The 23941-nt window shown below is 73.0% G+C and carries 23 protein-coding genes, 4 tRNA genes, 1 pseudogene and 1 riboswitch; of the genes and pseudogenes, 13 read left to right on the top strand and 15 right to left on the bottom strand.

The window, feature by feature from the left end; genetic code table 11:
• Positions 1-9 precede the first annotated feature (9 nt).
• Positions 10-183, bottom strand: a riboswitch (cyclic di-AMP (ydaO/yuaA leader).
• Between the two features lie 208 nt (positions 184-391).
• From OG403_RS20235 to OG403_RS20210, 6 genes are all read left to right on the top strand, one after another.
• Positions 392-682 carry a YiaA/YiaB family inner membrane protein gene (locus OG403_RS20235; protein ID WP_329566375.1) on the top strand — a complete coding sequence of 97 codons (291 nt, stop codon included), beginning with the start codon at positions 392-394 and terminating at the stop codon, positions 680-682.
• 141 nt (positions 683-823) lie between these two features.
• Positions 824-1648, top strand: a complete 825-nt coding sequence (locus OG403_RS20230) for an alpha/beta fold hydrolase (RefSeq protein WP_329566373.1) — start codon at positions 824-826, stop codon at positions 1646-1648.
• Complete coding sequence (locus tag OG403_RS20225) at positions 1648-2223, top strand: TetR-like C-terminal domain-containing protein (RefSeq protein ID WP_329566371.1); 576 nt, start codon at positions 1648-1650, stop codon at positions 2221-2223. Before OG403_RS20230 ends, OG403_RS20225 begins: the two co-directional genes overlap by 1 nt.
• A gap of 213 nt (positions 2224-2436) precedes the next feature.
• Positions 2437-2673: a hypothetical protein gene (locus OG403_RS20220; protein ID WP_329566368.1), complete on the top strand. Its 237-nt coding sequence runs from the start codon at positions 2437-2439 to the stop codon at positions 2671-2673.
• Positions 2674-2779: 106 nt separating this feature from the next.
• Entirely contained in the window at positions 2780-3658 is an 879-nt protein-coding gene (locus OG403_RS20215) for a sensor histidine kinase (RefSeq protein WP_329566366.1), read from the top strand.
• A gap of 32 nt (positions 3659-3690) precedes the next feature.
• A complete protein-coding gene (locus OG403_RS20210; RefSeq protein ID WP_329572387.1) occupies positions 3691-4419 on the top strand; it encodes a response regulator transcription factor in 729 nt (242 codons plus the stop codon).
• 34 nt (positions 4420-4453) lie between these two features.
• Here OG403_RS20210 and OG403_RS20205 read toward each other — a convergent pair whose 3' ends face one another.
• The 5 genes from OG403_RS20205 to OG403_RS20185 form a co-directional block, all read right to left on the bottom strand.
• On the bottom strand, positions 4454-4615 hold the full coding sequence (locus OG403_RS20205; protein ID WP_329566363.1) for a DUF6126 family protein: 162 nt from the start codon (positions 4613-4615) through the stop codon (positions 4454-4456).
• A 26-nt stretch (positions 4616-4641) separates the two neighbouring features.
• Complete coding sequence (locus tag OG403_RS20200) at positions 4642-5244, bottom strand: helix-turn-helix domain-containing protein (RefSeq protein WP_329566362.1); 603 nt, start codon at positions 5242-5244, stop codon at positions 4642-4644.
• A gap of 199 nt (positions 5245-5443) precedes the next feature.
• A complete protein-coding gene (locus tag OG403_RS20195) occupies positions 5444-7849 on the bottom strand; it encodes a glycoside hydrolase family 65 protein (RefSeq protein ID WP_329566361.1) in 2406 nt (801 codons plus the stop codon).
• A complete protein-coding gene (locus OG403_RS20190) occupies positions 7846-8595 on the bottom strand; it encodes an HAD family hydrolase (protein ID WP_329566359.1) in 750 nt (249 codons plus the stop codon). Before OG403_RS20190 ends, OG403_RS20195 begins: the two co-directional genes overlap by 4 nt.
• Before the next feature lie 212 nt (positions 8596-8807).
• A complete protein-coding gene (locus OG403_RS20185; RefSeq protein ID WP_329566357.1) occupies positions 8808-10067 on the bottom strand; it encodes a ParB/RepB/Spo0J family partition protein in 1260 nt (419 codons plus the stop codon).
• 346 nt (positions 10068-10413) lie between these two features.
• Here OG403_RS20185 and OG403_RS20180 point away from each other — a divergent pair, with 346 nt between their 5' ends.
• Positions 10414-11475 (top strand): enoyl-CoA hydratase/isomerase family protein, encoded by a 1062-nt coding sequence (locus OG403_RS20180; protein ID WP_329566355.1) that lies wholly within the window; start codon positions 10414-10416, stop codon positions 11473-11475.
• 25 nt (positions 11476-11500) lie between these two features.
• On the opposite strand, the gene OG403_RS20175 is transcribed toward OG403_RS20180, so the two are convergent.
• From OG403_RS20175 to OG403_RS20165, 3 genes are all read right to left on the bottom strand, one after another.
• The gene (locus OG403_RS20175; RefSeq protein ID WP_329572385.1) at positions 11501-13492 is read right to left on the bottom strand and encodes an FAD/NAD(P)-binding protein; all 1992 of its coding nucleotides are present in this window, start codon (positions 13490-13492) and stop codon (positions 11501-11503) included.
• Between the two features lie 294 nt (positions 13493-13786).
• Positions 13787-13859, bottom strand: a tRNA-Lys gene (locus OG403_RS20170).
• A gap of 88 nt (positions 13860-13947) precedes the next feature.
• Complete coding sequence (locus OG403_RS20165) at positions 13948-14607, bottom strand: nucleotidyltransferase domain-containing protein (RefSeq protein WP_329566353.1); 660 nt, start codon at positions 14605-14607, stop codon at positions 13948-13950.
• 195 nt (positions 14608-14802) lie between these two features.
• Between OG403_RS20165 and OG403_RS20160 the strand changes: the two genes are divergently transcribed.
• Complete coding sequence (locus OG403_RS20160; protein ID WP_329566351.1) at positions 14803-15114, top strand: hypothetical protein; 312 nt, start codon at positions 14803-14805, stop codon at positions 15112-15114.
• Positions 15115-15320: 206 nt separating this feature from the next.
• On the top strand, positions 15321-16196 hold the full coding sequence (locus OG403_RS20155) for a DUF3592 domain-containing protein (protein ID WP_329566349.1): 876 nt from the start codon (positions 15321-15323) through the stop codon (positions 16194-16196).
• On the opposite strand, the gene OG403_RS20150 is transcribed toward OG403_RS20155, so the two are convergent.
• The 3 genes from OG403_RS20150 to OG403_RS20140 form a co-directional block, all read right to left on the bottom strand.
• Positions 16165-17043, bottom strand: a complete 879-nt coding sequence (locus OG403_RS20150) for a TIGR02452 family protein (RefSeq protein WP_329566347.1) — start codon at positions 17041-17043, stop codon at positions 16165-16167. The genes OG403_RS20155 and OG403_RS20150 overlap by 32 nt on opposite strands.
• Before the next feature lie 103 nt (positions 17044-17146).
• Positions 17147-19519, bottom strand: a complete 2373-nt coding sequence (locus OG403_RS20145) for a DEAD/DEAH box helicase (protein WP_442910945.1) — start codon at positions 19517-19519, stop codon at positions 17147-17149.
• Positions 19520-19715: 196 nt separating this feature from the next.
• Positions 19716-20660: a hypothetical protein gene (locus OG403_RS20140; RefSeq protein WP_329566345.1), complete on the bottom strand. Its 945-nt coding sequence runs from the start codon at positions 20658-20660 to the stop codon at positions 19716-19718.
• 174 nt (positions 20661-20834) lie between these two features.
• Here OG403_RS20140 and OG403_RS20135 point away from each other — a divergent pair, with 174 nt between their 5' ends.
• The 4 genes from OG403_RS20135 (at position 20835) to OG403_RS20120 (ending at position 21599) form a co-directional block, all read left to right on the top strand.
• Positions 20835-21176 carry a metallopeptidase family protein gene (locus OG403_RS20135; protein ID WP_329566343.1) on the top strand — a complete coding sequence of 114 codons (342 nt, stop codon included), beginning with the start codon at positions 20835-20837 and terminating at the stop codon, positions 21174-21176.
• A 116-nt stretch (positions 21177-21292) separates the two neighbouring features.
• Positions 21293-21365 (top strand) — tRNA-Glu (locus OG403_RS20130).
• Between the two features lie 59 nt (positions 21366-21424).
• Positions 21425-21498 (top strand) — tRNA-Asp (locus tag OG403_RS20125).
• 27 nt (positions 21499-21525) lie between these two features.
• Positions 21526-21599, top strand: a tRNA-Phe gene (locus OG403_RS20120).
• 128 nt (positions 21600-21727) lie between these two features.
• Here OG403_RS20120 and OG403_RS20115 read toward each other — a convergent pair.
• The 4 genes and pseudogenes from OG403_RS20115 to OG403_RS20100 all read right to left on the bottom strand — a co-directional run bounded on the left by OG403_RS20115 (position 21728) and on the right by OG403_RS20100 (position 23917).
• Entirely contained in the window at positions 21728-21988 is a 261-nt protein-coding gene (locus OG403_RS20115; RefSeq protein WP_442910944.1) for a helix-turn-helix domain-containing protein, read from the bottom strand.
• Positions 21989-22001: 13 nt separating this feature from the next.
• Entirely contained in the window at positions 22002-22337 is a 336-nt protein-coding gene (locus tag OG403_RS20110; protein WP_329566339.1) for a helix-turn-helix domain-containing protein, read from the bottom strand.
• A pseudogene (locus OG403_RS20105) lies at positions 22334-22710 on the bottom strand (type II toxin-antitoxin system RelE/ParE family toxin). Before OG403_RS20105 ends, OG403_RS20110 begins: the two are co-directional and overlap by 4 nt.
• A gap of 73 nt (positions 22711-22783) precedes the next feature.
• Entirely contained in the window at positions 22784-23917 is a 1134-nt protein-coding gene (locus OG403_RS20100; protein ID WP_329566337.1) for a hypothetical protein, read from the bottom strand.
• Positions 23918-23941: the final 24 nt, after the last annotated feature.

The following is a 23941-nucleotide window of genomic DNA, read 5'->3' as shown; positions in this document are numbered from 1 at the left end:
GGGCGCGCTCCTTTCCTTCCCTCTCGCCTACCGGGTTAGCTGACGGGTTCGGAGCAGGAAGGTCTCCTACGGTTCGACCTGGGCTGATCCAGCCTGGGCCGAGCCGATTCACCCCAAGGAACGTGGTTCCCCGGCTCCCGGCCCGGCCGCAGGGCCGGGTCGTGGATTAGGCGACGGCGCACGGTGCCGTTTCGGGTACGGCGTTGCCGACCGCGCTGCGTTATCAAACGTTAATCCCACGAGCCCGCGATTCCAAGCCGCTCCGAACGGATTGTCATACCCATTTAACGTCATGGCCGCGTCATGACAGAGGCGCCGGACACCTCATTGCGGCACCGATCTGAGTAGGTGTACTCAGGTGCTGGGCACGGGAGTTGACCATCCTTCAGGCATGACTTCCGCGATCCGCCCACAGCCATCGTCCGCCTATTACGTCCAGGCGATCCTCTCCTTCGCACTCGCCGCCGGCGGGCTCGCGATCGGTATCGCCTATCTGCCGGTGACCGCCTGGACCCGAGCCTTCCTCGCTCTCGGCCTGCTCTACACGGTCACCTCCGCCTTCACCCTCGCCAAAGTGATCCGCGACAGACAGGAGGCCGGCGAGATCGTCACCCGGGTCGACCAGGCCCGGCTGGAGAAGCTGCTCGCCGAGCACGACCCGTTCCGGGCCGACGGGGCCTGACCGACCCGGGCCTGACCGACCCGGGCCGGGAAGCCCGGCGGGGGAAGCCGTCGAGGACTTGACGGCTAAGGCTATTAGCCATAGCTTTATGAGTGTCGGCAAGCCGCCGACACCGCCCCTCGGAAGCCCAGGAGGCTTGCCGTGAACGCCACCACCACCCCCCGGACCCGGTTCCTGCAGCTCCCCGGCGGCAGCCTCGCCTTCGACGACACCGCCGGCCCCGGCACCCCGGTGGTCCTGCTGCCCGGCATGCTGGACACCCGCCTCGAGTACCGGCACCTGCGCCCACTGCTCATCGCCGCCGGACACCGGGTGATCACCATGGATCTGCGGGGCTTCGGCGAGTCCTCGATCAGCTGGGACGACTACACCCCCGCCGCGATCGCCGACGACGTGCTCGCCCTGCTCGACCACCTGGACATCGCCAAGGCCGTCCTGGTCGGCCACTCCTACACCGGCGCCAGCGTGGTGAAGGCGGCCACCCTGGCCCCCGAGCGGGTGGCCGGCATCGCCCTGCTGGACGCGTTCATCGAGCAGCCGCCCGCGAACGCGCTGATGCGCGGCGCGGTCCACCTGCTCGGCTCCGCGGTGATCGCCTTCCCCAAGGTCTGGGGCTACTACCTGAACAAGATGGCGATGCCCACCACCAAGCCGGCCGACCACACGCAGTACGTCGCCGGCCTGGTCGCCGACCTGCGCACGCCCGGCCGCAAGCAGGCCACCCGCGGCCACGTCCGGGGCGACTCGGCGCCGGTCGGCTGGACCGTGGGCTTCCGCTCCCCCGCGCTGGTCGTGATGGGCAGCAAGGACCCCGACTTCCAGAAGCCGGAGCTGGTGGCCGAGCGGCAGGCGAAGGTGCTCAACGCCCGTAAGGTGATCATCGACGGTGCCGGGCACTACCCGATGTCGGACTACCCGCAGGCCACCGCCGACGCCCTGCTCCCCTTCCTCGCCGAGGTGGCCTGATGCCCCGCGCCGGACTGACCCCCGACCTCGTGGTCGACCACGCGCTCGCGCTGATCGACGCCGACGGTCCCGAGGCGCTGACCCTGGCGGCCGTGGCGCTGCGCGCCAAGGTGGCCGCCCCCTCGCTCTACAAGCACGTGCCCGGAGGGCTGGGCGGACTGCGCCGGCTGATCGGCATCCGGGTCACCGGCGACCTCGGGGCCACCTTGGACGCCGCCATCGCCGGCCTCAGCGGGGACGCCGCGATCGCCGCGCTGCTGCGCGCCTACCACGGCTACGCGACCGAGTACCCGAACCGCTACGCCGCCCTGCCGCAGAGCCCGTCCAGCGGCGACCAGCAGTTGATCGGCGCCTCCAGCGCGCTGATCGGCACCATCTTCAAGGTGCTGCAGGGCTACGGGATCGCGGACACCGAGGCGGTGCACGCGGCCCGCACCGTCCGGGCGCTCTCACACGGCTTCGCCTCCCTGGTGATCGCCGGGGCCTTCCAGATGAGCGAGGACCTGACGGTGACCCAGGACCGGCTGATCGGACTGCTGACCAGCGGCCTGCGGGAGTGGCCCGGCCGGGCCTGATGCGGATCGGCGGACTGATCGGACAGGCATCCGATCAGCTAAGACTCAGAAAAGGGGACTAAAGTCCCATCCGGTACGGATTCGGGTGACGATCGAGACCGTTTCGTCGCCGAACCAGGGTCAGACTGGCCCCCGTCCGGGTAGCTACAGCGGACGGCGCACCACGCCGTACCCGAGCTCACCCGCGAACCGACCGGCGAAGGACGAGGGCCCATGACGCAGCCGACCACCGCGCAGCACGCGGCCTGCCAGGCCGCCGCCGGCACGCTCCCCGCCCAGCGGGCCGCCGGCAAGCCGTCCGGCCCGGGGCGCCGCGTCACCACCGCGCCCGAACAGCTCACCGGCTGGGCCGCCTTGCGCCGCAACCTGGCGATCATCCGCGGCCTGCGCTCGATGGCCACCGTGCCGGCCCGCCCGCAGCCCGGCTACGGGGAGTCCGACGGGCAGTGACCGCCCGGCAGCACGCCGAGCGAGCCGCCCGGGTCATCCCCGGGATGTAGCCGCTGCCCCCGCCGGATGATGCGCGGCAGACCCCCGAGCTGCGAAGGTACTCCTCGTGGGGACTACGGGGAATGGCTGGCCGACCATCGGCCTGGCGGTCATCGCCGCGCTGGCCGGCGCCGCGGCCGCAGTGCTCGGGGTGGCGCTATTACGGGCAACGCGACGGCACCGGACAGCACTTGAAGAGCGCGGCTGGCTGCTCGAACGCGAACGCGAGAGCGCGGCGCGCACCGCCGTGGACGCCGAGCGGGCCAGGATCGCCGGCGAGCTGCACGACATCGTCAGCCACAACGTGAGCGTCATGGTGGTCCAGGCCGGCGCCGCCCGCGAGGTGCTGACCGTGCTGCCCGAGGAGGCGGCGACCGCGCTGCGCGCCGTGGAGGGCGCCGGGCGCGACGCGCTGACCGAACTGCGGCATCTGCTGGGACTGCTGGCGCCGGCCGCGGACGGCAGCGAGGAGGCGGAGCTGGGCGGATCGGCCGCGCTCGCGCCGCAACCGGGTCTGCGGCGGCTGGGGGCACTGGTGGACCGGATCGCCTTCGCCGGACTGCCGGTCGAGGTGCGGATCTCCGGGGAGCCCCGGAAGCTGCCCGAGGGGATCGATGTGACGGCGTACCGGATCGTGCAGGAGGCGCTGACCAACGCGCTCAAGCACGGCGAGGCGGAGCGGGCCGAGGTGACGGTGCGGTACGCGGACCACGCGTTGCGGGTGGAGGTGCTGAACAGCGGGCCGAGCGTGCTCTCGGGGGCCGGTGGCGGGGTGCGCCGGGCGCGCGACGCGGACGGCGCCGGGCGCGGGCTGCTCGGACTGCGCGAGCGGGTGGCCGTGTACGGCGGCGACCTGGACGCCCGGCGGCGGCTGGGCGGCGGCTTCCGGGTCCGGGCCCGGATCCCGCTGGACCGGCCGCTGGACCGGGCGGGGGATCCGTCGTGAGTACCGACACGGGTACCGGGATGGGTGCTGGGATGGGTGCCGGTCTAGGTGCCGGCCTCGGTGCGGACGAGCCGGCGCCCCGGGTGCTGATCGCCGATGACCAGGCCCTGGTCCGCACCGGTTTCCGGCTGATCCTGGCCGCCCGCGGCATCGAGGTGGTCGGCGAGGCCGCCGACGGCGCCGAGGCGGTGGCGGCGGCCCGGCGGCTGCGGCCCGACGTGGTGCTGATGGACATCCGGATGCCCACCATGGACGGACTGACCGCCGCCCGGCAGGTGCTGGCCGAGGCCCCGCAGTGCCGGGTGATCATGCTGACCACCTTCGACCTGGACCAGTACGTGTACGCCGCGCTGTCGCTCGGGGCCAGCGGCTTCCTGCTCAAGGACGTCACGTCCGACCACCTGGTCGCCGCCGTCCGCCTGGTGAGCACCGGCGACGCGCTGCTCGCCCCCTCGATCACCCGCCGCCTGGTGGAGCGCTTCGCCACCGGCGGCAGCACGGCGGGCCCGGCCCCCGCGACGGCCGCCCCCGCGGTGCACCGCGACCTCACCCCCCTGACCCCCCGTGAGCTGGAGGTGCTCACCCTGCTCGGCCGGGGCCGTTCCAACGCCGAACTCGCCCGCGAACTCACGCTGAGCGAAGCCACCGTGAAGACCCATGTGGCCCGGATCTTCGCCAAGCTCGCACTGCGCGACCGCGCCCAGGCCGTGGTCCTCGCCTACGAGACCGGCCTGGTCGCCCCCGGCGACGCGGACGAGTAGCGCCGGTCCGACCGGCGGCTCTCGTGAGTACCCGTCAGCCGCGGTGGGCGCCGAGCCAGAAGAGCAGGTAGAGGAAGGCGGCGAAGCCGTGCGCCGCGGCCAGGTAGATGCCGACCCGGATCGCCACCCGGTGGTCGGTGCGCTTGCCGCCGTCGGTGGTGGGGGCGTAGTGCGGACGGGGGTGCTGGACAGCCATGGTCGAGCTCCTGTTCCGGAGGATGGTCAGGGTGCGCGGTTCGGCACCGGCAGGCAGAGGTCGCTGGCCGGGCTCTGCAACAGGGTGTGGACGAAGAGCAGTTCCACGCCCTCGGTGCCCTCGGCGGCGAAGCGGTGCGGGGTGAGCGAGTCGAACTGGGCGCTGTCGCCCGGTTCCAGCAGGTAGCCGGTCTCCCCCAGGGCCAGCCGCAGCCGGCCCCGGGTGACGTGCAGCCACTCCTCGCCGGCGTGCACCCGCACCACGGCGTCCTGCAGGCCGGGCGGGATCCACACCCGCAGCGCCTGCATGGCCAGGCCCGCCACCCCGGCCCGCCGGTAGCCCCAGCCGCCGGTGGTGCTCGGGGTGATCTCGCCGCCGCGGACCACGGGGTCGGGCACGCCGGGCTGTTCGCCGAGCAGACCGGCCACCGTGGCGCCGTAGAGCCGGGCGAGCGCGAGCAGCACCGGCAGCGAGGGCTGGCGACGGCCGGTCTCCAGCCGGGAGAGGTAGGCTGGCGAGAGCCCGGCTCTGGAGGCCGCGACCTCCAGGGTGAGGCGAGCGGCCAGCCGGTGCTCGCGCAGGCGGGCACCGAGTCCGGGCAGTTCGCCCTCGTCGGATTCGCTGGTCATGGGACCAGTCCACACCCGTTGTGCCCCCAGGGCAACAAATGTGCCTCAGAGGCAAAAAATCCGGTGCCCGGCCGACCTGGCCGCCTCGCCCGGCACTGCCGCCGTCCCGTTCCGGCCCCTCGAACGACGTGCGCCGCCGGGCTGACCCTGGGTCAACCCGGCGGCGCCGCACTGCTGTCGGCCGCGTGGGCCGCTCGGTCTACTCGGCGGCCAGATGCTCCCCGCCCAGCGCCGAGGTGTTCAGCGGACCGGCCTGCGGCGCGCGGCGGGCCGGCTCACGCCCGGGCGGCTGGGTCGGCCGCTCACCGGCCGGCGGGTTGAGGGTCGGGCGCCGCACCGGCGCGCCGACCTCCACCCAGAGTTCCTCACCGTCGTGCGCCACCCGCAGCTTGTCGCCCTCGCGCAGCGTGTAACTGGTCTCCTCGTGGCTGATCTCCACCTTCAGCAGGTGCTGGCGCACCCGCATCGAGAAGCCCAGCCGGGTCAGCCCGGCGGGCAGCCGGGGCCGGAAGGCGAGCGACTCGCCGTGGTCGCGCATGCCGCCGAAACCGGCCACCAGCGCGATGCAGGCGCCGGCCAGCGAGGCCATGTGCAGGCCGTCGCGGGTGTTGCCGCCCAGGTCGTGCAGGTCCATCAGGGCGGCCTCGGCGGTGTAGTCGTAGGCCAGGTCGAGCTGGCCCACCTCGGCCGCCATCACGGCCTGGGTGCAGGCCGAGAGCGAGGAGTCGCGCACCGTCAGGCGCTCGTAGTAGGCGAAGTTGCGGGCCTTCTGCTCGGGCGTGAAGGCGTCGCCCCTGATCTGCATCGCGAGCACCAGGTCGGACTGCTTGACCACCTGCTTGCGGTACAGGTCGAAGTACGGGTAGTGCAGCAGCAGCGGGTACTTCTCCTGCGGGGTGTTCTCGAAGTCCCAGATCTGGTGGTCGGTGAAGCCGTCCGCCTGCGGGTGGACGCCGAGCTTCTCGTCGTACGGGATGTACATCGCCTTGGCCGCGTCGCGCCAGGCGGCGGTCTCCTCGGTGTTCACCCCGAGGGCGGCGGCCTCCAACTGGTGGCGGCCCACGGCCTCGGCCGCGGCCTTCAGGTTGCTCTGCGCCATCAGGTTGGTGAAGACGTTGTTGTCGGCGACCGCGCTGTACTCGTCGGGCCCGGTGACGCCCTCGAGCCGGAACCGGCCCTGCGCGTCGTGGTGGCCGAGCGAGCGCCACATCCGGGCGGTCTCGACCAGCAGCTCCAGGCCGTAGTTGCGCTCGAACTCGATGTCCCCGGTGGCCCGGACGTAGCGGACCACGGCGACCGCGATGTCCGCGCCGATGTGGAAGGCCGCGGTGCCGGCCGGCCAGTAGCCCGAGCACTCCTCACCGCGGATCGTCCGCCACGGGAACACCGCGCCGGCCAGGCCCAGTTGGGCGGCCCGCTCGCGGGCCAGCGGCAGCGTGCTGTACCGCCAGCGCAGCGCCTGGGCGACCGCGCCGGGCGCGCAGTAGGTGAGCACCGGCAGCACGAAGGTCTCGGTGTCCCAGAAGCTGTGTCCGTCGTAGCCGGGACCGGTCAACCCCTTGGCCGGGATGGCCCGTTCCTCGCTGCGCGCGGAGGCCTGCAGCACGTGGAAGAGCGCGAACCGGACCGCCTGCTGGAGTTCGACGTCACCGTCGATCTCGATGTCGCTGGAGTCCCAGAAGTCGTTCAGGTACGCCTTCTGCTCGGCCACCAGGCCGTCCCAGCTGGAGTACCGGGCGGCGGTGATCGCGGCCTCGACCTGGTCGCGCACGGCCGGCAGCGAGCGGGTGGCCGACCAGCCGTAGCCGATGAACTTGGTGACCCGCAGCCGCTCACCGGGCTGCAGCACGGTGGTGGCGCTGATCCTGGCCTGGTCGTGCCGGGCCTCCGAGGTGACGCTGACGCCGTCCGGCCCCTCGATCAGGTGGTCCATGCCGGCCGCGATCCGCAGGCCGCTGTACCGGGTGCGGTGCACCAGGGTGGCCTTGGTCTCGTGCGCGTGGTGCGCCTCGGCGACCAGCGGCGCCTCCAGCACGGCCGCCGCCCGCGGGTCGCCCTCGCCGCCCTCCGGCAGCTGCTCGTTGGCGACCAGCTCGGACTGGACCACGATCCGGACCGGACCGTCGACCGCCTCGACCTCGTACTGCACCGCGGCGATCGCCCGCTGGGTGAGCGAGACCAGGCGGGCGGTGTGGATCTTGATCGTCCGGCCGGCCGGCGAGGTCCACTCGGCCTCGCGGCGCAGCACGCCCTCGCGGAAGTCCAGCGAGCGGCGGTGGCCGCGCAGTTCGCCGTACCGCAGGTCGAACGGCTCGTCGTCGACCAGCAGCCGGATCAGCTTGCCGTTGGTGACGTTGATGACGCTCTGCCCCGACTCCGGGTAGCCGTAGCCGCCCTCCGGGTAGGGCAGCGGGCGCAGTTCGAAGACGCCGTTGAGATAGGTGCCGGGCAGGCCGTGCGGCTCGCCCTCGTCCAGGTTCGCGCGCAGGCCGATGTGGCCGTTGGAGAGCGCGAAGACGGATTCACTGCGGGCCAGGCCGGCCAGGTCCAGCCGGTGTTCGGTGACGCTCCACGGATCGACCGCGAAGCCCTCCTGTGCGGTCACTGCGCCGCCCCCTCGATCAGTTCGGACAGGTCGTCGACCACCAGGTCCGCGCCGTTCTCCAGCAGGGCCGCGCGCTGGCCGGTCCGGTTGACCCCGACCACCGTCCCGAAGCCCCCCGCCCGACCGGAGGCCACTCCGGCGAGCGCGTCCTCGAAGACCGCCGCGTCCTTGGGCTCCACACCCAGGGTCTTGGCGGCGGCCAGGTAGGTGTCGGGGGCCGGCTTGCCGGGCAGGCCCTCGCGCTTGGCCACCTGGCCGTCGATCACGACGTCGAAGAGGCCGTCGATACCCGCTGCCTTGAGCACGTCACGGCAGTTGGCGGAGGACGAGACCACCGCCCGCGGCAGGCCGAGCACCCGCAGCCGGTGCAGGTACTCCACCGAACCCGGGTACGGCTGAACGCCCTGCTCACGGATCAGGCGCAGCACCAGGTCGTTCTTGGTGGTGCTGAGACCGTACACGCTGCGGGTGCCCGGCGGGTCGGCTTCGCCACCTTCCGGCAACTCGATCGAGCGGGACTCCAGGAAGGTCCTGGTGCCGTCCAGCCGCGGCCGGCCGTCCACGTAGCGGTCGTAGTCCTCGACCGGGTCGAACGGCACGAACTCGTCGCCGGTGCGGCGGGCTTCCTCGCGCAGGAAGTCGTCGAACATCGACTTCCAGGCGGCGGCGTGCACTTTGGCGGTCTGCGTCAGCACGCCGTCGAGGTCGAAGAGATAAGCACGGATATGGTCGGGTAGCCCCAGCATGGTTGCAGTCTGGACCAGAACACTCGACTGCGGGTCGAATTCCGACGGCGCGTCGTACAGCGTTCAGTTGGTGGTCCACGCGGTCCGGGTCGGGCCCATTCCCGGCCGCCCGCCCTTCGGACGCGCGCGGTTCGGCTTCGAACGCGGTTCCGCGCGGAACGCGCGCGGTTCGGCTGCGGTTCGGCTGCGGTTCGGCTTCGGACGCGCGCGGTTCAGCCGGTCTGCCGGGCCCGGCCACGCAGCTGATCGGCCAACTCGCGCCAGCCCTCGGCGCATTCCAGGGCCAGATCGGCCACCACCGGCAGCAGGTGCGGCGGGATGTCCTGAAGTTCGCGTTCGGCCGCGCTGACCGCGATCAGCCGACGGTGCAGCCAGACCAGCAGGGCCCGGCCGCGGTCGGTGAAGCGCAGCGACGGGTCACGGCGCAGCACCGCGAGGCGGGCGAAGGACGAGCGGGCGGCGGCGGTGGTGGTGGGGGCCGGGAGCTTGCCGCCCGAGTACCCGCCCGGCAACCGGCGCTGCGCGAGGTGGCGGACCGGCTCCGGCCGGTCCGGGGACACCCGAGGCACCGGCGGCACCGGCGGTGTGACGGGGCGCGGCTGCGGGCGGACGGCAGCGCGGGCGGGAGCCGGGGTGCGCGAGGGAGTGTGCGAGGGAGAAGAGGGAGAAGGGGTGCGGGCGGGGGCGGTTCGCGCGGGGGCGGGCCGGCAGGCGGGCGCGGCGGCCTCGGACGGCGCCGAGGGGCCGGGCAGCGCCGGGGCAGCCGCGGGTACCACCGGCACACCCCGGTCGACCCGGCTGCGCACCCCGTGCGCCGTCCCCAGCGAGACCCCGGCCGCCTGGGCGATCTCCCGCAGCGAGGCACCCGGGCGCTCGCTGATCACCTTGAGCACCCGGCGCCGGCCCTCGTCCGGGTTGACCGGGCGCAACCGCCCGTCCCGGCCGACCCGGATGCTGGACTGCACCGCGGCGCCGGTGCAGCAGCGGCGCCGGATCTCGCCGACCGTCTTGGCGGAGAGCCCGACGTGCTGCGCGATCGAACGGTCCGACTGCTCCGGCCGGCTTCTGACGATCCGTTCGGTCGCCGTCTTGCGCTCGGCGACCGAGAGCGGCAGGCCACCGGTCAGATTGGCCGCCACCGCGCGGACGAAGGCCGCCTCCGGCGTCCCGTCGACGTACTCGACGGCGATGGTCGGCTCGCCGCGCAGCGCGGCGGCGCGCAGCCGGTGCGCCCCGTCGACCACCCGCAGGGTGGGGCGGTGCACCAGGATCGGCGGCAGTTCGGCGTCGAGCGCCGCGAGGTGGGCGGCGTGCGCCTCGTCCAGCGGCGTGAAGCGTGGCGAGTCCCCGGGGCACAGGGCGGCCAGCGGGAGGCGGCCGAGGTCCGCCGAGGCCCCGGTGCCCGCTGAATTCCCGTGGGCGGCCCCGGTCCGAAGCGATTGCGCCGCCGTTTCATCGATACCGCTGGTCACGATTCCGACCCCTTTCCCGATCATCCGGAATATCGCCCGGCAATTCCCCGAAATTCCCGGCAGCGCCGACCCTGACCTGCCGCACTCCGCTGTCCCGGATGGGCCGCAGGGCGACTGACGCACCATCCGTCCACCGGCTTCGGCTGTCCGTCAGCACCATCTGTTCGTCATCAACGCGACCGCGTGTTCAACCGATTCCCGAGGTGGGGGTAATACGGGATGCCTCTTTGGGAACATTCCCGTGGACCTCCCGGGCGAGCACCGCACCGCCCCGGGGCGGTGGACGGCACCGCGCGGCGCGTACGGTGGCAGCGGCCCGGCCCGATCCCGCAAGGAGCTCACCCCGATGACCACGCAACCCGCCGCACCCGCCGAGCCGCTGGTGCTGGCCCGGACGGACGGCCGGATCGGCCGGCTCACCCTCAACCGCCCCCGCGCGATCAACGCGCTCAACCACCCGATGATCACCGCGCTGCACGAGCAGCTCACCACCTGGGCCACCGACCCCGCGGTGGCCGCCGTGGTGATCACCGGTGCGGGCGAGCGCGGCCTGTGCGCGGGCGGGGACATCCGCTTCTTCCACGACGACGCCAAGCTCGGTGGCGCGGCCGCCCGCGCCTTCTTCCGCGCCGAGTACCGGCTGAACCACCTCATCGCCCGCTACCCCAAGCCGTACGTGGCCGTGATGGACGGCCTGGTGCTGGGCGGCGGGGTCGGGGTCTCCGCGCACGGCTCGGTGCGGGTGGTCACCGAGCGCTCGGCCGTGGGCATGCCGGAGACCACCATCGGCTTCGTGCCGGATGTCGGCGGCAGTTGGCTGCTCGCACACGCCCCCGGCGAGCTGGGCACCCACCTGGCACTCACCGCCGGGCAGCTGACCGGCCCGGACGCGCTGTACTGCGGCTTCGCCGACCACTTCGTGCCCGTCGAGCGGCTCGCGGACTTCACCGAGGCCCTGGCCGAGCTCGAACCGGTCGAAGCGGTACGGCGGTTCGCCACCGACGCCGGGCCGTCCCCGCTGGCCGAGCAGCGGGCCTGGATCGACGAGTGCTACGCGGCCGACTCCGTCGCGCAGATCGTGGCGCGGCTGCTGGCCTGCGGGCTGCCGGAGGCCAAGGAGGCCGCCGAGCTGATCGGTGCCAAGTCACCGACCGCGCTCACGGTAACCCTGGCCGCACTCCGCCGGGCCCGCGAACTGCCGTCACTGGAAGCCGCGTTGGACCAGGAGTACCGGGTCTCGCTGGCCGGCCTGAGTTCGCCGGACTTCGTCGAGGGGATCCGGGCCCAGGTGGTCGACAAGGACCGCAACCCGCGCTGGTCGCCGGCCACCCTGGCCGAGGTGGAACCGGCCGAGGTGGCACGGCACTTCGCACCGCTCGCCGCGGCGGAGGAACTGGGGCTGGCCTGAGCCGGGTCCGGACGGCGCCACCGGGTCAGGCGCTGACGTCGGCGAGCGAGCCCCGCGCACCGCTCGCCCCGGGCCGCACCGCCCCGGCGAGCGGCCCGGGGGCCAGCGCCAGCACCGCGCGGGCGATCGCGTCGGAGTCGGCCAGGATCACCGAGCCCACCCCCGGGCGGATCCCGGCCGCCGTCACCCAGTGCACCGCCTCGGTCGGCACCCCGAACGCGAACCGCCGGGGATGGGCCCGCCCCGCCGCGTCGACCAGGTGGTACGGACGCCCGGTGACCGCGAGCCCGCCCGTCTCGTACTGCGGCCCGCGCGCGCAGTCCAGCCGGTACGGCCGGCACTGCCCGGTGCTCAGCAGGTGGCGCAGCAACGGGTCGGTGGTGCGCAGCAGGTCGGGTTCCGGCAGCCGGGCCTCGATCAGCACCCGGGTCCGCACCGCGCGGCCGCCGATCCTGCTGGAGCCGGCCAGGAACCCCGAACCGTCCGGCGCGGGCGTCACCCGCAGTCCGGGGCCGGTGAGTTCGACCACCCCCGCCTCGATCAGCGCGATCAGCTCCTCGATCCGCGAGGGCGGCGGTCCGATCGACAGGAAGGCGTTCAGCGGCGTGTACCAGCCGCTCAACTCGTCCCGGTAGGAGTGCCCTTCGATCCCGCCGTGGTCCACCGCGAGCCGGATCTCGTTGCGCAGGTCGCGCAGCACGTCCAGGGCCGCCTTGAGCGGGCCGCTGACATTGCCCCGGCGGGCCTCGCGCAGATCCGCGCGCAGGTAGTCGAGCAGCCACGCGCGGTACTCCGCGAGGTCGGCGAACTCCCGCTCTCCGTAAGGCCGGGAGAGCTTCGCCCAGTCCCAGCGCTCGGCCTCGGCGATGCCGAAGCCCGCCAGTAACGCCGCCTCTTGCGCTGGTTGATCGACCGTCAGATACCGCTCCAGAAAGCCCTCGTCGCACTCGCCGCGCTGGGCCAGCAGGGCCGCGTAGTAGACGCCCTGCACCTCCTTGGCGATCAGCGGCCAGAGGTCCGCGTCGAAGTGCACCCAGCCGAGCGGCCCGGCCCGCCTGCGCAGCCGGGCTATCAGCTCCACGGTGAGCAGCCTCGGCTGGTAACGCCCGTGCGGGCCCTTCTCGTTGTCGCCGCGCGCGTGGTAGGGCACGCCACGCCGGGACCCGGCGAAGAGCTGCGGCTCGCGCCCCGACGGCCGGTAGACCAGCTGCCCGGCCACCCGGTCGAAGCGGCCACCGCGGCCGAGCGTGAACCGGGCCAGGTGATCGAAGAAGTTGAGCCCGAGCCCGCGCAGCAGCACCGGCTCACCGGGCCCGATCGCCGACAGGTCCTGGTCGAGGTCCAGGTCCGCCGGGTTGGCCGGCTCGACATAGGTCAGGCCGTGCTCGGCGGCGAACTGCGCCAGCCGCTCCTCCTCACGGGTGGCCCGGCACGGCAGGTGCCCCTGGGCCAGCACCACGGCGGCCAGCGGGGCCAGCACGCTGCCGTCGTCCAGCAGCAGCCGCTGGGCCCGGTCCCCCGCGTCGTAGTCGTCGTCCAGCGCGACCGCCCGCGCCCGGTGGGTGCGCACACTGACCGCCGCGGGCGCGCCGGCCACGATCCGGGCGAACGCCCAGCTCAGATAGTGGCCGTAGAAGGCGCGGGTGGGATAGGAGTCCGGACCGAGCGCGCGGGCCTCGGCGAGCGTCTCCTCGTCGTACCGCCCGGCCGATGCCTGAGCCAGCGAACCGGCCCACTCGTAGAGGCTCGGCCCCTCCTCCACCGGCCCGGCCAACTCGACGCTGCGATCGGTGAAGACGGTGACCTGGGAAGCCACCGTGTTCATCAGCAGATGCCGGGACTGCCCGGTCCGCCAGACCCGGCCAGGCCCCGGCGCCGCCGGGTCGACCAGATGGACGATCACCCGGCCCGCCCCCAGCCCGGCCCGCCCGTTCGCGCAGATCCGCTCCAGCACCGAGAGCCCCCGGGGCCCGACACCGACGATGCAGACCTCCGTCGCACCGCGGACCTTCCTCACCCCGCCGAGGTCCGCGATGCTGCCCAGCTCAGTGCGGCTGCCGAGTTCCGTGTGCCATCCACTCAACGGGATCTTCCGATCTGGGGTCGCCGGGGAAGATCTGACGGCTGGTCAACCTACCGGCTGCGCCGATCCTCCGGGTACCGACAGATCACCGCTCTTTCGGGCATCCGGCGCACCCGCAGCCACCCCGACACCCAGCCCCGGACCGCCGCCCGGCGGACCGCCCGCCGCTCAGCGACTCCGGCACGGAAAAAGGCCAGGTCGGACCTCGTCCGACCTGGCCTTGCGGGGTGGGGCGCCAGGGGCTCGAACCCTGAACCTACGGATTAAAAGTCCGCAGCTCTGCCAATTGAGCTAGCGCCCCGCGACGACAGTGGATCTGCCGTGACGATCGTACCGGGTGATCCCCGCACCCCGGCCAGTGCATTACCCACCCGCGCGTCCCGCCCGCCTCACCCGGCCACCGCGAGGTGCGCCAGCCGCACCCGGCGCAGCCAGTCCTCCACCGGCGCCTCGTCCGGCGCCTCCGGCAGCACGCCGGGCCGGTCCAGCCGCTGCTCGGCCCGGGCCAGCAGCGGCTCCGCGACCTCCGGGCACCGCGCGATCCGCTCGCCCAACTCGCGCACCCGCTCCGGATCGGCGAGCCGGACCCGCAGCTCACCGGTCTCGTGCAGGCCGACCGCCTGCTCGAGAAGCCGCACCAGGTGCCGCGCGGGCTTGGCGGCCCGCGACCCGGCCTCCCGGGTCCGCAGCTTGCGCAACTGCTGTCCCGCGTACCCGAGATACGCCGACCGCACCGCCCGCGCACTGAGAAACCGCTCCCGCAGCCCGATCAGCTCCTCCCCCAGCGCGGTCCGCTCCTCGTACAACTCCGGCGACAGCCAAACCAGTTCGGACACCGTCGGATTGCACACCAGCGCCAGTCGGCACCATTTCGCCGCCTCGTGCCAGGTCCGGTCCGGCGCCGTGTCCACCACCGACTCCACCGGCCGCCGCAACCCGTGCAACTCCGCCGTGTCCACCGCGAACACCCCGAGCCGATCCACATCCGACCCGTCCCGCGCCAACCCGTACGCCGTCGACCCCACGACCCCGGACAACAACACCCGCATCACGTCCACCCCTCTCCGCTGCCCGGCAGTCTCCCGCCGGACAGCGGAGCGGCGCACCCGATTTTGGCGTCCCTGCCGGGCGTGTCCATGATCCACGACCGAACGCGCGCACCAGGGCAACAGCCCCGCCCGCACCGGACGGATTCGTACGATGCTCAGGCATCCGAACAATCCCCTCCCAAGGAGACGCACACCATGGAGAACCCCACCACCACCCTGATCGCCGCCGCCGGCCTCGTGGGCGGCTACGGCACCGCCCGCTGGACCGGGAACCGTCGGCTCGGGGGCGCCGTGCTGGCCGCCGCCGGGGCCGGGGCGGCGTACCGGTGGCGGCGGACGGTGGGGGCGGGGCCGGCGGTGGCGCTGACGGGGCTGTATCTGGGCGCGTTCGGGGGGTCGCATCCGCTGGCGAAGCGGATCGGGGCGTGGCCGGCGGTGTTGGCGGTGACCGGCGTGGTGGCCGTGGCGTCGGCGGTCGCGGAGCGGGGTGCGGCCCGCGAGAGCTGATCGGTGGCGGCCGGCAGGGCGCGGTGGCCGAGTTGTGTGTCGGCCCGGTGTCCGTCGGCACGCCTTGGTGACAGCGGGGCGCGAACGGGGCAGGATCGGAGTGGCTACCCAGGAGGCCGGACGGCGTCACACGCGGTCGCGGTCGGGGGCGGGGAGCCGGTCGGGCGTCGCGTCGGGGCTGGGCGTCGGTGGACAGGGGGACGGCGATGAGCCGGTGCGAGCACGAGGTACTGATGGGCTGTTGGTGGAGCGGCCTGGCACTGCTCGTGCTGGGCGTGCCCGCGATCGCGCTGGGGCTGGCCAGGTTCGCCCGGCACGGCACCGAGGTCCAGGGCACGGTCACCGAGGTGCTGGTCCCGGAGCGGCAGGGCGCCGCCCCGCTGCTGCTGGTGGTGCGGTTCACCGATCCCGCCTCGGAGCGTGAGGTGATCGGGTCCCCGTCCTGCGGGCGGGTGCCGCTGGCCGGCTGGCCGGGGCAGCCGATCGCGGTGCGGTATCTGCCCGACGCGCCGGACCGGTTCCAGATCGGGCCGCAGACCAGCGTGTTCGACGTGGCACTGACCAGCCTGCTGGTGATGACACTGGGCTCGGTCGCGCTGGTGCTGACCCGCTGGACCGACCCGGACGCGATCGCGACCAGCGGCGTGCTCGCCGCCTCCGGCCTGGCGCTGGCCACGGCCACCGTGCTGACCCGGCGGGCCGGCCGGCGCGAACGGTCCACCCTGCTGCGCGAGAAGGGGATCGTCGGCCACGGGCGGATCGTCGGCACCCTGGTGGTGGACGGCGGCGGCGACAACGCGCACCGCTACCACCCGGTGCTCAGCTTCACCGCGGCCGACGGCGAACAGGTGATCGGGGTCGACCTGCACACCCACAGCCGCGAGAGCTATCCGGTGGACGGCGCGCCGCTGCCGGTGCGCCATCTCCCGGAGAACCCACTGCTCTTCGGCCTCGACGCCCCGGTCCGGCAGACGTTCGCCGAGCGGGGGCAGGCGGTCGGCATCATCGGTGTCGGGCTGGTCGCGGCCCTCGCCTGCTGCGGGGGGCTGGTCACGCTGGGCGGCAACCTCCCCGGCCACTGAGCGAAAGCCCGAACCGCGCCTCGAAGGCCGCCCGGTTGGCCGAGACCTTCGCACGGTCCCGGACCGCGAAGACCACCCGCTCGAAGGCGCCCCCGGACGAGGCCAGCGCCACCTCGAACGCCCCCGCGACCTGCGCCGGATCGTTGCGGAACACCCCGCACCCCCACGCACCCAGCACCAGCTGCCGCACCCCGTGCCGCGCCGCCACCGCCAGCACCCGGCCGGCCCGCTCCGCCAGCAACACCCGCAACTCGCCATCCTGGTCGCGCAACTCACCGCGCAACTCGCCGCGCAGCGCGAGCTGTCCGGCGTTCGGCGCGGCCGAGGTGAGGAACGAGACGGGGTACGGCCGCGCGAGCAGCTCGCCGTGCTCGTCGCGGATCACCGGCACGGCGGGCGAGAAGATCACCCGGTGGCTGTACCGCAGGTCGGCCGAGGCCCGGTGCGCCGCGTAGTAGTCGGGTACCGCCAGCAGGCACTGGTAGAGCAGCGCGGTGCGGCACAGGTCCTCCTCCTGCGCCCGGGCCCCGCGCAGGTAGCCACCGCCGGGGTTGCGCGCGGAGGCGAAAGTGAGCACCCCGACCGACCCGGCCGCCGACCCGCCGTTCTCCCGCACCAGCCGGGCGGCGGCCTGCAGGCTGCCCTCGGCGGTCACTTCGAGCACCGGCGCACCAGGGCCAGCTGACGGTGCGCCAGTTGGGCCTTCCGGTGGATGGCAGACGGTGCCGGCCCGCGCCGCCGCCAGCTGCTCCCCGATCGCCACCACCGCGCCGCGCGGCCCGAGGTAGGCGCCGCGCTCCGCGATCTCTTCGTTCTCCTTGGCCAGTTGGCTCAGTCTGCTGCTCATCCCCGCCCACGGTAGGGATGAGCGGCCCGCCGCACCACCGAATAGAAAAGCGGCGGGCCCGCCCCACCGAAGTGGAGCGGGCCCGCCGGGCGATCAGGCTGCGTCAGCTCTTCCAACGCGGCTTGCGGTCGCCGCCGTTGAAGCTGCTGCCGCCACGGTTGTCACGGTCACGGCCGCCACCGAAGCCACCGCGGTCGCGGTCGCCGAAGGAGGAGCCACCCTGCGGACGGCCACCCGAGCGGTGGTCGTCGCGGCGGGCGAACGGACGGCTGGTGCTGCTGCCGGCGCCGCCGCCACGGTTGTCGCGGTCACCGAAGGGGCGCGCCGGACGGTCCCCACCGAACGAACGGCCACCACGGTCATCACGGTCACGACCGCCACCGAAGCCACCACGGTCACCACGGTTGTCCCGGTCACCGAACGAACGCGCCGGACGGTCCCCACCGAACGAACGGCCACCACGGTCATCACGGTCACGACCGCCACCGAAACCGCCACGGTCACCACGGTTGTCCCGGTCACCGAACGAACGCGCCGGACGGTCCCCACCGAACGAACGGCCACCACGGTCATCACGGTCACGACCGCCACCGAAGCCACCACGGTCACCACGGTTGTCCCGGTCACCGAACGAACGCGCCGGACGGTCCCCACCGAACGAACGGCCACCACGGTCATCACGGTCACGACCGCCACCGAAGCCACCACGGTCACCACGGTTGTCCCGGTCACCGAACGAACGCGCCGGACGGTCCCCACCGAACGAACGACCGCCACGGTCATCACGGTCACGACCGCCACCGAAACCGCCACGGTCACCACGGTCGCCGTACGACGGGCGGTCGTTGCGCGCCTCGCGGTAGGCCGGCGTGCGCTCCTCGCGAGCCTCACGCACCGGCTGCTCGGCCACGGCCACGGCCTCGGTCGACTCGGCGGCCTCGGCCACCGGAGCCTCGTCCTCGATGCCGAGCTCGGCGCGCTCGCGGGCGGCCCGCGCGGAGAGGCGGTCGGCCTCCTCGCGCAGCTCGGTCGCCCGGCGCTGCGCGCGCTCCAGCTGGCGGGTCATCTCGGCGACCTCGCGCTCCGCCGCACCGGCGATGCCCGAGGCGCTCTCCGCCTGGACCTCGATCAGCGAGCGGGCGCCGGTGATCTTGGCGACCTCGGCGTCGAAGGCGTGGTCCAGGATGTGGCGCGAGGCGTCGACGCCCGCGTCCTCCATCAGGCGGAAGACGCCACGACGCTGGTGCGGCAGCACCAGGGTGACGACGGCACCGGAGCGGCCCGCGCGAGCGGTACGGCCGGAGCGGTGCAGGTAGTCCTTGTGGTCACCGGCCGGGTCCACGTTGAGCACCAGGTCGATGCCGTCCACGTGGATACCGCGGGCCGCCACGTCGGTGGCGACGACCACGTTGACGTAGCCGTCCTTGAAGTCGCCCAGCACCCGGGTACGGGCGCCCTGGGTCATGCCGCCGTGCAGCGCGTCGGCCTTGACGCCGGCCTCGATCAGCTGCTCCGCGACCCGGTCGGCACCCATCTGGGTGCGGACGAAGATGATCGTGCGGCCCTTGCGGGCGGCGATCGCGTTGGTGATCGGCGCCTTGTCCTTGGGCTTCACCACGAGGATGTGGTGGCTCATGGTGGTGACCGCGCCCTGGGCCGCGTCGACCTCGTGGGTGACCGGGTTGCTCAGGTAGCGCTTGACCAGGCTGTCGATCTCGTTCTCCAGGGTGGCGGAGAAGAGCAGGCGCTGGCCGCCGGCCGGGACCTGGTCGAGGATCTCGGTGACCTCGGGCAGGAAGCCCATGTCGGCCATCTGGTCGGCCTCGTCGAGCACGACGGTCTGGACGTCGGCGAGCTTGGCGGTGCCGCGGTTGATCAGGTCGCGCAGGCGGCCCGGGGTGGCGACCAGGATGTCGACGCCACGCTCCAGGGCGTAGATCTGGTTCGACATCGAGGTGCCGCCGCAGACCACCTTGAGCTTGAGGCCGAGCACCGAGCCGAACGGCTCCAGCGCGTCGGCGACCTGCATGGCCAGCTCGCGGGTCGGGACCAGGATCAGGCCGCGCGGGTGCTTGGGCTTGGTGCGCTCGCCGTCGGCGAGGCGGGTGAGCAGCGGCAGGCCGAAGCTCAGGGTCTTGCCGGAGCCGGTGCGGCCACGGCCCAGCACGTCCTTGCCGGCCAGCGCGTCCGGGATGGTCGCGGCCTGGATCGGGAACGGGGTGGTGACGCCGCGCTTGGCGAGCGCCCGGACCACGTCGTCGTGCAGACCGAGGTCGCCGAAGGTGATGGTGGGCTCGGCCTCGACAGCGTCGTCGGCCTCGATGGCGTCATCGGCGTCGGTCAGCTCGTCACCCTCGGCCTCGATGGCGTCCAGGGTGTCGATGGTGGTGTCGGTGTCGATCAGGTCGGCGGCGTCGAGCGCCTCGTCCTGGGTGTTCGCGGGCATGACGAAGCGGTCGTCGTCAACGAGAGACAATGCAAAACCTTCCGGAAGTGGCACGCGCCAAAGTCCGGGGTAATGACTTACAACCGCCTCTATGCGGTCAGCCACGGATCGCCGGAACGCGCCAAGGGCGCCAGATGGGAACAGGGCGCCAGTCAAATGGATCAAACGAACGATCTACCACCATAGACGAGCCATCAGTCCGAAGGCAAATGCGCTGGTCGACCCGTCAATGTGCGCCCGAACCGGCACCTCCGGCAGCGGATCCGCTCCCCGATCCGCCGCCCGTGCCACCCCCCGAGCCACTGCCGCTCGCGGACGGCGCGGGCAGCGCGGACTGGGACGGCGGCGGGCTCGACGGGTGTCCCGGCCCGACCGACGGGCCGCCGGCGGACCCGGCGCCACCCGCGGCACCACCCCCGGCCACCCCGCCGGAGCCGGACGCCCCGCCCGCGCCGCCGGGGCTCGCCGACGCCCCGCCGCCGGCACCCGTGCCTCCCGCGCCGCTCCCGGCGGCACCACCGGCGCCCGGCGTGCCGGCACCCGCCGCACCACCGGCCGCACCGGCGCCGCGCCCGCCCCCCGGCTCCCCGGCCGCTCCCGGCGCACCACCGACCGCCCCGGCGCCCACCGGGCCGCCGGGCGCCCCCTGCGCGTTGGCCTCCACCGGCGCGGGCACCGCGACCACGCCCCCTGGCTGCCCGGGCGCCGGTGACACACCCGGGCTCGGGTCGTTCACGGGTGCCACCTCGCCGCCGCTCGCCGTGGCGGCCCCGGACGCCCCCGCGCCCCGTCCGCCGCCGTGCTCCGACCGCGCCCCGGGCCGCGCCTGGGCGCTGGCCCCGCCGGAGGCCTTCACGCTCGGCCCGGCCACCGCCGAGGCGTGCCCGACCGGCTGCTCGCCCGACCCGACCTCCATGCACCCGGCCACGCTCAGCCCGGCGAGCGCCAGCACAGCCGTGCGGACCGCCACCGAACGGAGCACCGCCGACCGCTGCGCCCCACGAGCGGCCCGCACCCCGCCACGGCCCGCCGGGCCGGCGACCGTCGCCCGGGTGCCCCGCACCCGCGCCGCCGCCGAGACCCGCTCCCGGGGCGGCCGCACCCGCCCGGCGACGACCCGCGCCGCCGCACCCCGGCCACTCGAACGCCCGCTCGCACCCGTCGGAACCATTTGCCGCCGCCTCTCCCGCACGCCCCACCCCGGCCGCACCGAGCCGCGGCCCCTTGCGGTGCCCAACGCCCGTCCGGCCGCGGGGACACGGCCCGCCGCCCACCGGATCGAGCCGACCGGACGGTCCATCACCTGGCATGCCCTCACCGCGCCCCCGACAATGAGCCCGTGGACATGAGCCGGGACGATTTCGAATCTCTGGTCAGCGACGCCCTCGACCAGATCCCCTCGCAGCTGGCGGCGATGATGGACAACGTGGCCGTCTTCGTCGAGGACGAGCCCGACCCCGCGACACCCGACCTGCTCGGCCTCTACGAGGGGACTCCCCTCACCGAGCGGGGCGAGTGGTACGCCGGCGTCCTGCCCGATCGGATCATCATCTACCGCGGCCCCACCCTGCGGCTGTGCGAGACCCGGGAGCTCGCCGTCGTCGAGGTCCGCACCACCGTGATCCACGAAGTCGCCCACCACTTCGGCTTCGACGACCACGAGTTGCACGAGCTGGGCTGGTCCTGACCCACCCCGCCGCCGCACCCCCGGCCCGCCGAACCGAAACCGTTTTGGCGTTCCCGCCTGCATCCCATATGCTTCTCACGTCCCCGACCGCTGGAACTCAGCCGGGCGGGCCGAAAGCCCTCATCGTCTAGTGGCCCAGGACGCCGCCCTTTCAAGGCGGTAGCACGGGTTCGAATCCCGTTGGGGGCACGCAGTACCGCAAGGCAGCAGTAAACGTAGTAAAGTCCAGGGTCGCAAGGCTCTGTCAAGGTCCTGTGGAGCAGTTGGTTAGCTCGCCACCCTGTCAAGGTGGAGGTCGCGGGTTCAAGTCCCGTCAGGATCGCGCATCCCGCGAGGGATGGTGCAGTACGGCCAGGTAGCTCAGTTGGTACGAGCGTCCGCCTGAAAAGCGGAAGGTCGCCGGTTCGACCCCGGCCCTGGCCACATAGCCTGACCAGGCATCATGCCCTCGAAGAGCTCACTTCGGGGGCATTTTTGTGCCGTTTGACGCCAACGGGACGGCGGACGGTCAGACCCTCCGCGTCTTTGCCGCAACGCCACTGCCACTGCCGTCACGCCGCGTCGGCGTGACGGTGGGGCACGAAGCGCATCGTCGTCCTTCCGTCCAGGGGGGCCAGCCGGATGTCGAGGTCTGCCTCCAACGCCTTGGCGAGCCGCGCCAGGAGGGGAAGGGTCGGGGTCGTGTCCCCCAGTTCCACGCGGGAGATGCCAGGCTGCGTCATGCCGGCCCGCCGGGCGAGTTCGGCCTGGGAGATCCCCAGTTGCCTTCGCCTGTCCCGCAGAGCGGCCGACAACTGCTGCCCATAGTCCACGGCTTCCTCCTGGCTATGCGGCGCGAGCGGCGAAGCTGACTGCCGTGCCCGAGGTCGCCAGATGGACATCCACGGACACCTCCAGAGCCGCGGCAATCCGGAGAAGCAGGTCGGACGTGACCGGGAGGACTCCACCAACCTCGATGTGTTCCACCTCGTCAGCGGTGCTACCGAGGCGAACCGCCAGATCGTCCTCGCTCAGTCCCAACTGGGTACGCCGGTCGTAGACGAGCTGGCCGAGCGCCATGGCCAGACGAATCTGCTCCCGCTCGGCGATGATCGCAGGGGGCTCGAACTCCCTGTGAAGCGCGCGCTTGTCCCGAGCCAGCTGCCAGCGTGCGTGGTTCACCGTTCCTCCTCCGCCGTGTTGCGGCTGTAGATCTCATGAGCTCCAGGATGCCCGTCTCGCACACCAGCTTGGCAGCCTTGGCTCGTTTGACCTCCACTTCCTCACGCATTCGGGTCTTGCGAAAGACGGTAAGCAGAACGATGCGGCGTCCAGGCGCCAGCCAGTAGCTGATCCGCACCGCGTTCCCGCTCAGGCCGAGGCGCAGTTCACGCACCCCATCACCCAGGTTCCGCGAGTGCGGTTCGTCGAGCGTGGTTGGGTACTCGGCAAGGAGATCAGCCTTCTCCTCGACCTGCCGATAGTGCTGCGGGGTGAGACTCGCAAGCCAGAGACGCACCTCCGGTTCCAGCTCGATGGAGTAGCGCTCGCCCATACCAGCCACTGTATATTACGCAGATGGTATGGGTCGTCGGTTCGTTTCAAGCGTCCCGTGCGTGCGGGTGACGTCAGCCGCGCAGCACCCGGTCGTCGAGTCTGCGCAGCAGGCCAGGCAGGTGCCGGTGCTCCTCGCGGAGCGCGGCCAGCCGCTGCCGGAACTCAAGTCCGCGTCCGACGTGGTCACAGGCATCGCGGAGCTCGACCAGAAGGGCCACTGCGGCGTCGTAGCGGGCCACCTGCTTGCGGGCGACGTGGTTCTCGACCTCCCGCCAGATCGCCTCCTCGTCGGCGGCCAGGGCGGTCAGCTTCTTTGCCCGCGCCTCGTCTCGAACCCGCTCGGCGCGCTGTCGGCGCCCGGCGGCCCGCGCGTGCGCTGCATCCAGCAGTTCAGCTGCGGATCGCTGCCCCGGCACGGGCGCGGCAACCGGTTCGCCGCGCAGGCGGCGCAGCAGTTCGGCGCCCAGCTGCGCCTCACTGCCCAGGGCCAGGCGCAGCAGGAGGTCGTTCTTCTCCTTGTCGGGGAGTGCGGCGATCTGCGGTTCCAGCTCCTTCTTCCCGGGCCTCTTCGGAGGCTCGGGAGCGGGCGGGCTGGCCTGGGCGGCGACCGCCAGCAGGTCGGCATCAACGCGCAGGAAGTCCGCGAGCGCTCGCTGCGGTGCGGTGAGCCGGTCGAGCCCGGCCGGGACCGGGGGCTCGACCGCCGCCCGGCAGGCCTCCTCGTCGTCCTCCTGGAGTGCCCAGGCGCCGACGGCGGACAGCCATGCGAGGTACAGGGCGCGGCGATCCCCGGCGGCCAGCTCGGCCCGCACCCCGGCGATGGCACCGAGCGAGTCCTCGGCACCCTCGTCCCAGTCCCCGCTCTCGTCCTCGCTGCGCAGGTCCAGGACGAGGTGGGTCTTGGTCGTCCATGCCTCGACGCACTCGTCGAAGCAGTACGGGTCCAGCGCTCGCAGCGTGAGCTGCCCCTTGGGCAGGCGCAGGATCACCTGGTGGGTGCCCCAGTTGGTCAGGTAGAGGTGGGCGTCGTAGTACTGCTCCACCATCCGCCGAGGGTCACCGCGGAAGTTGCCCCACTGATACTCGTTGGTGAAGCTGGTCGCGGTGATCCGGGCCCGGGTGGACAGCGACCGCAGTTGCTCCTGCTCGTCGCTGGTCAGCGGTCGGTCGATCGCCAGGAACTCGTAGTACTGGTACTCGCTCATCGCCGCGAGCCTAACGGGAATGCC

Source organism: Kitasatospora sp. NBC_01266 (assembly GCF_036242395.1).
Taxonomy (GTDB): domain Bacteria; phylum Actinomycetota; class Actinomycetes; order Streptomycetales; family Streptomycetaceae; genus Kitasatospora.
The sequence above is the reverse complement of the archived record's forward strand: the minus strand, read 5'-3'. Positions and strand labels throughout refer to the sequence as shown.